The 6,602-nt window shown below is 61.4% G+C and carries 7 protein-coding genes; 2 read left to right on the top strand and 5 right to left on the bottom strand.

The genetic code is table 11. The features are described 5' to 3' along the window. Positions 1 to 176 precede the first annotated feature (176 nt). On the top strand, positions 177 to 809 hold the full coding sequence (locus tag VK725_RS07430; RefSeq protein WP_325317423.1) for a homoserine/threonine efflux transporter: 633 nt from the start codon (positions 177 to 179) through the stop codon (positions 807 to 809). Here VK725_RS07430 and VK725_RS07425 read toward each other — a convergent pair. The 4 genes from VK725_RS07425 to VK725_RS07410 are packed head-to-tail and all read right to left on the bottom strand — an operon-like array spanning position 794 to position 4,996. Continuing rightward, the gene (locus tag VK725_RS07425; RefSeq protein ID WP_325317422.1) at positions 794 to 1,387 is read right to left on the bottom strand and encodes a uracil-DNA glycosylase family protein; all 594 of its coding nucleotides are present in this window, start codon (positions 1,385 to 1,387) and stop codon (positions 794 to 796) included. The genes VK725_RS07430 and VK725_RS07425 overlap by 16 nt on opposite strands. Further along, a complete protein-coding gene (locus tag VK725_RS07420; protein WP_325317421.1) occupies positions 1,384 to 2,754 on the bottom strand; it encodes an FAD-binding oxidoreductase in 1,371 nt (456 codons plus the stop codon). The genes VK725_RS07425 and VK725_RS07420 overlap by 4 nt, the downstream gene beginning before the upstream one ends. 35 nt (positions 2,755 to 2,789) lie before the next feature. Continuing rightward, the gene (locus VK725_RS07415; RefSeq protein ID WP_325317420.1) at positions 2,790 to 3,146 is read right to left on the bottom strand and encodes a YraN family protein; all 357 of its coding nucleotides are present in this window, start codon (positions 3,144 to 3,146) and stop codon (positions 2,790 to 2,792) included. Then, positions 3,146 to 4,996, bottom strand: coding sequence for a penicillin-binding protein activator (locus VK725_RS07410; protein WP_325317419.1), 1,851 nt, complete (start codon positions 4,994 to 4,996; stop codon positions 3,146 to 3,148). Before VK725_RS07410 ends, VK725_RS07415 begins: the two co-directional genes overlap by 1 nt. An 88-nt stretch (positions 4,997 to 5,084) precedes the next feature. On the opposite strand from VK725_RS07410, the gene rsmI reads away from it, so the two are divergent. Continuing rightward, positions 5,085 to 5,912, top strand: a complete 828-nt coding sequence (rsmI, locus tag VK725_RS07405) for a 16S rRNA (cytidine(1402)-2'-O)-methyltransferase (RefSeq protein ID WP_325317418.1) — start codon at positions 5,085 to 5,087, stop codon at positions 5,910 to 5,912. 19 nt (positions 5,913 to 5,931) lie between these two features. Here rsmI and VK725_RS07400 read toward each other — a convergent pair. Continuing rightward, on the bottom strand, positions 5,932 to 6,602 hold a 671-nt coding region (locus VK725_RS07400), incomplete at its 5' end, for a hypothetical protein (RefSeq protein ID WP_325317417.1).

Genomic DNA, 6,602 nt, shown 5'->3' with positions numbered 1-6,602 from the left:
TCATGGGCACATCTCCCGCATGGTCTTTCCCCCGAAAAAGGCCGGGAAAAATCCCTGGGCCACAAAGCGCTGGCAGCGTAGAGGAAGCGTGCCCCGGCGGGCAAGGTTCAGCGCGGCGTGACATACCCCATGACGGGTCTGCCGCTACAATGTCGGCTCATCCCTGGAGTGCCCCCATGAGCCTGTTCATCACGATCGCGATCATCCAGATCATCGCCTTGGCGATCCCAGGGCCGGATTTCTTTTTCGTCTCGCAGACCGCGATCAGCCGTTCTCGCTACGAGGCGATGGCTGGCGTGGTTGGCATCGCGTTGGGCGTGGCGGTGTGGGCCGCGCTGGCGCTGCTCGGTTTGCAATTGCTGTTGCAGAAGCTGATCTGGCTGCAGCGTTTGATCGCCATCGGCGGTGGACTTTATCTGTGCTGGATGGGCGTGCAGATGTTGCGCGCCGGGTTTGCCAAGCCGGTTAACGGTGCGGCCGAATCGCAGGCGGTGCAGACCACGTCAGGCGCGTGGCGTTCTCTGACGCGCGGATTGTTTACCAATCTCGCCAATCCCAAGGCGGTGATCTATTTCGCCAGCATCTTCTCGGGATTCGTCGGTGCAGGCGTCAGCTCAGGGGCGCGATGGGGCTTGTGGACGATGGTGGTGGTCGAAACGCTGCTGTGGTTTTCCTTTGTGGCAGTGTGCTTTGCGTTGCCGGTGATGCGTCGGGGCTATCTGCGCATTCGACGCTGGATCGATGGCTGCGCCGGTGCGGTGTTCATGCTCTTCGGCCTGCACCTGATCTTTTCTCAGCGCAGCACCTGAGCGACCTGACGACGCAAGACGGGCAGCAGTTCCTGCTCGAACCAAGGATTGCGCTTGAGCCACGCCTGATTGCGCGGACTGGGGTGCGGAAGTGGCAGCACGCCATGGGCAAGATGCGTGCGCCAGGCTTGCACGGTGTCGGTGAGCGATTGCCCACGACGTTCGCCGAGCATGCCGACTTGCGCGTATTGGCCGATGGCGAGCGTCAGTTGCACGTGCTTCAGTCGCGGCAGCAGACGCGGGTGCCACATCGGCGCGCACTCGGGTCGAGGCGGTAAATCGGCGCCTCGACTGCTGCCTGGAAAACACAAGCCCATGCCTACAATGGCGATACGTTCGGCGTCGTAGAACGTCGTGCGATCGACAGCGAGCCACGCGCGCAAACGATCGCCGCTGACATCGTCGAACGGAATGCCGCTCGCATGCACCTTGCGTCCGGGTGCCTGGCCTACGATCAACAAACGTGACGACATCGATGCCTGCACGACAGGGCGTGGTCCGTCGGTCAAGTACGCCGCGCACAGGCGGCACGCACGAATCTCCGCGAGCAACGGTGCCAGCGAATCGCGACGACTCACGGCAACAGCTTGCCGGGGTTCAAGATGCCATCGGGATCGAATGCAGCTTTCACGTTGTGCATCAAGCTCAGCGTGCTGGGTTGCAAGGCGAGCGGCATGAATTCGCGCTTTACCAGGCCAATGCCGTGCTCGCCGGATAACGTGCCCTGCAGTGAAATCACCAACGCGAACACCTCGGCGAGGCATGCATGCGCACGCTCGCGCTCTGCCTCGTCGCGAGGAAGCAGATTGACGTGAAGATTGCCGTTGCCGGCGTGACCGAACGTCACGATCAACACATCGTGCCGCTTCGACAATTGGCGAATACCGTCGACCAGTTCAGGTAAGCGACTGACCGGCACGACGACGTCTTCGTTGATCTTGTTCGGCGATATCGTGCGTTGCGCGGGCGACAGCGCTTTGCGCGCCGACCATAACGCCTGCGTTTCCTCAGCCGTTTGCGCGACGCGCAGTTCTTCCAGTCCGTCGCCGCGCGCAGCGCGAGAAACGGCCTCGACGGCCGATGGCAAGGTTTCCGGCTCGCCGTCGACTTCAATCATCAGCATTGCACCAGCGACTGGCACGCTATCGCCGCCATGATCGCGAGCGAGCTTGAGCGCCACGTCATCGATAAATTCCAGTGCGCAGGGCGTCACCGGTTGCGCCATGATGCGCGCCACGGCGTACGCCGCGCTGCTTACATCGCGATAGGTTGCGCGCAACGTGCGCAAACCGGTTGGCTTGGGCGTGAGTTTGAGCGTGGCTTCCGTGATCAACGCCAGCGTGCCTTCCGAGCCGATCAGTAGGCGCGTAAGGTCATAGCCGGTCGCGCCTTTGCTTGTATACGTACCGCAACGAAAGCCTTCTCCCGTACCTGCGACAGCGCGCAGGCCGAGTGTGTTTTCGCGCGGACTGCCGTATTTGACCGTGCGCGGGCCTGCGGAATTGCACGCGAGGTTTCCGCCGATGCTGCACCATGGCGATGATGTGGGATCAGGCGGCCAGAAAAACCCGTGTGGTGCGAGCGCGTTTTGAAGATCGCCGTTCAATACGCCCGGTTCGACAATCGCGTAGCGGTTATCCGGATCGATCTGCACGATACGGTTCATCCGTTCGAAGCTCACCACTACACCGCCGTCTACGGGAACGGTGGCGCCCGTCGTGTTTGTGCCGCGCCCGCGGGCAATGACGGGTACCCGGTGCTCGCGGCAAACACGAACCAGGCTTTCTATCTGCGGATGCTCCTGCGCAAATACCACCGCGTCGGGCAGCGCGTTGCGGCGCGAGTTGTCGTAGGCATAGGCCAGCCGCTCCGCTTCATTCGTGGAGCAACCCTCTTTGCCGAAAACGGCATGCAGCGTATCGAGCAGGGAATCGGGCAGTTTCATGGATGGAAGTATCCCACCATGGCGTTCTTCGTGCGTCAGGAAGCGTCAAAAGCGCCTTGCAGCCAATTCATCGTTGCGTTGTCTGCCGGCCCGTCGTAACTGACGACATCGAAGCGGCAGGCACGATGCGCATGCTTCGGATGTGCGGCGAGCCAGAGCTGCGCCGTTTGAACCAGGCGCGCCTGCTTCGTCGCGGTGATGGAGGCAAGTGCATCGCCGTGGGCCGCACGCAGTCGATGACGCACTTCGACGAACACCACGACGTCGCCGTGGCGCATCACCAGATCAAGCTCGCCGTAGCGAGTGGTGTAGTTGCGGGCCAGTACGTTGAGGCCGGCCCGTTCCAGTTCCTTGCACGCGCGCTCCTCGAACGCGGCACCTGCCGCGCGCATCAGCCGTTTGCAGGTTGTGCGGGTTGTGCCGGTGGTGCAGCGGGCGGCGCAGGCGTGCTGCCCGCAGGTGCGGGACCGCCCGGCGCGTTATCCATTTGCAACGTGCCATTCATAGGACGCGCTACGCCATCTTGGAACTTCAACCATGTCAGCACGCGATTCACGTGGCCGAACGTATCGCCAGCGAGCTGGCCCGAGGCGCCGGGCAGATAACTGCCCGGATGATTGCGCAGCCAGTCCAGATACGGCACCAGATTCCATGCATCCATGCCGAACGCAAACAGTTGTGCCGTGGCGCCGCGCGCGGCAGGCAATTGCGCTGCGACGTCTTGGTAACTGGGTAGGCCCGTTTGCGCGTCGAACAACCACGGCGCATCGCAAAATTCCACGCCTTCCAGATCGCGGTCTGCAATCGCGTTATCGCTGCCGCCGTAAATATGCGACGTGGCAAAGACGGGCAGATTGATACGTGCGACACGCAACTGCGGCAACAACAAACGCGCCTGATCGACACGCATGCTAATGAAGATGCCTGCATCGCTTCCCGCATTGCCGGCATTCAAACCGTTGATCGCATCCCCGTAGTTGACGTTGCCGGTTGCGATTTGCGCGTTACCCGCCAGCTGGCCGCCTTTCGCCTGCCATTCCGTTTTAAAGGCGACTGCGGAACGCTTTGCGAAATCGTCGTTCGACGTCACGACGTACGCTGTGTGAATACCACGGTCGATCATGTGATCGGCGACCTGCGCGCCTTCGTCTTCCGGCAGCAACGCAAATTGACTGGCATTGCCGGCGGGGACATTTTTATTATCCGACCGATTGAGCGCGAGTACCGGAACAGGCAGCGACGCCTGACTGAGCACGCCCAGCACTTCCGGGCGCGTCAGTGGTCCGACGACCAGTTGTGCGCCATCCGCCACCGCCTGTTCATACGCCTTGATCGCGCTAGCCGCATTGCCGCCGCTGTCGTACACGCGAACCGACGCGCGCGGCGCATGCGTATCGGACGATTGGAAATACGCCGCGAAGAAACCTTCGCGAATCGCGGCGGATATCGAAACCAGGCCATCGTTGTTTGGCAGCAACAACGCAATCTGCGCGGGCATCTTGTAACCCTCGCGCACGCTCGCATTGCTGCCGGGAACCAGCGTGCCGACAGGCTGTTCCAGGCTTGGTTGAGCAGCGGCGACCGTAACACCCAGGCGCCCCAGTGCCTCGCTCACCCATGGGAACATCGGATCGCCGGACTGCATGGCGGCTGCGCGCGCTTTCAGCGCGGTCACGCCGAGTCGAGCGAGCAGCGATATCGCTGCATCGCGGTTTTGCGTGCGATCGAGGCCCTGCAATTGGTTGTCGAGTTCGATACGCGTGCTTGCAGCGCTCCACAAATCGTTAGTGCCCGCTTGTGCGTCGGCACGCAGCGTCAGCAGACGAGGACGCAGGTTCGGCGGCACACTGACATTGGGTTGCATCGTCAGCTGCAATGCACTGGCCGGATCGTTTTGGCGCAATGCGATTTCGGCACGCAGCAGATCCAGGCGCAAGGGTTCGTCGTCGGTCAGTTCCTTGCGCTGGATGCCAGCGACAATCGGCGCGGCGCGATCGAGCGCGTTTTCCTGACGATAGGCTTCCGCCGCGAGCAGGTTGTAGTGGTCGGCGCGGCCGGAATTTTGCTGGGCAAGCATCAGATAGGCTTGCGCGGCGCGGTCGAACTGCCCCTGGTTGGCCAGATCGGCCGCGTTCTGTGCTGCAGCGATTTCAGCGGGCGAGCGCGGCACCAGGGACGGTACGCAAGCGCTCAGTACCAGTGAAATCAGTAATCCCAATGCTGCAAGCCGACACAGGCGCATGAAAATTCCTCGATTCTTATCGACAGGGGTGGCGATTGCGCGATCATAGCCGATCATATTGACGCGCCGTGGCGGACGGATACCCAAAATGACATCACATCAGACCGGCTGCCTGTGGGTCGTGGCCACGCCTATCGGCCATCGCGACGACATCTCTGCGCGCGCTATCGAGACGTTACGTAACGTCTCGGTCATCGCCGCGGAGGACACCCGGCACAGCCGCCCCCTCCTGCTCCAGCACAACATCGCCACACCCTTGATGGCGTTACATGAACACAACGAGCGTGAAGCGGTCGCAGCGATCGTCAGGCGTTTACAGGACGGGGAATCCATCGCGTTGATTTCCGATGCCGGCACGCCGCTGATCAGCGATCCGGGTTTTCGGCTTGTGCGAGCGGCGCGTGAAGCGAGCATTCGCTGTGCGCCGGTGCCGGGGGCGTGTGCGGCGATTGCTGCGCTGTCGGTGGCTGGTTTGCCCAGCGATCGGTTCGTGTTTGAAGGCTTTTTGCCGCCCAAATCAGCCGCACGTCGTTCCCGCTTGCAGGAACTTGCGGGCGATGCGCGCACGCTGATTTTCTACGAATCGTCGCATCGCGTGGTGGAAAGCCTCACGGATATGCGCGACGTATTCGGTGGCGATAGACCCGGCGTCATAGCGCGCGAACTTACCAAGATGTTCGAGACGGTGATGGGTGAGCCGCTCGCCGAACTGCTCGAGCGCGTGACGTCCGATTCAAATCAGCAGCGCGGCGAGTTCGTCATCCTCGTTGCCGGCCGGGGCGAGCACGAAGACGATCAGCTCGCGGAAGGTCGTCGCGTTTTCGCGATATTGCGGCAGGAATTGCCTGCGGCGAAGGCCGCGAAGCTAGCGGCTGCCATCTCGGGTGCGCCACGCAAGGCGCTCTACGAAGCGTGATCGCTCTACGGGCGTGACGTTACGGCCACCCGTGCGGTTTCGTTTGCAGCGCGTGTATCGCATTCCACGGCAACGTGAAACCTTCGCCGCGGCAATTGCGTGCTACTTCCGGATAATCGTTGAATGCAACGAACAAGCCATTTTTGCGTGGCGAGAAGCTGATCGCGTCTTTCCAGTTACCGTCGTGACCGTAGTTGGAACAGGTGTTGCCGTCGCAGCTGTAGCTTTCGAAAGCCACCTGTGTGCAGTCGTTGTCATTGCGCTTGGATACTTCGTGGCGCAGCGCCAGCGACACAATATCCTTGCCGGTGGTGAAGTCGAAATGCTCAACGGATGCATCGGGAAAGCGTAGCCATTGTGTCCAATCGATGGGATTGCCAGTGGCCAGATCGTATGTCACGGTTTCCCAACTGCTGCTCGGATGTGCGGCACCCGGCGTATCCCATTCGCATGTACTGTCGACAACAAAGATGCGCGCATTGGCGAACGGAACGCTGTAATTGCACGAGGCCTCGCCATCGGGTTTGGATGACAGTGCAGCATCGATGTCCTGTGCGAATTGATGTTTGAGATCGTCGTTGATCTTCCGCATGACGTCGCTCGCCGGTGCTTTCACCAGTTGCGGAATCGTCGCGCCGCTGCGTTTTTCCTGTATGAATTGCCACGTTACTAGGCCATCGTCGGATGACG

The organism is Dyella sp., assembly GCF_035486915.1.
GTDB lineage: Bacteria > Pseudomonadota > Gammaproteobacteria > Xanthomonadales > Rhodanobacteraceae > Dyella_B.
The sequence above is the reverse complement of the archived record's forward strand: the minus strand, read 5'-3'. Positions and strand labels throughout refer to the sequence as shown.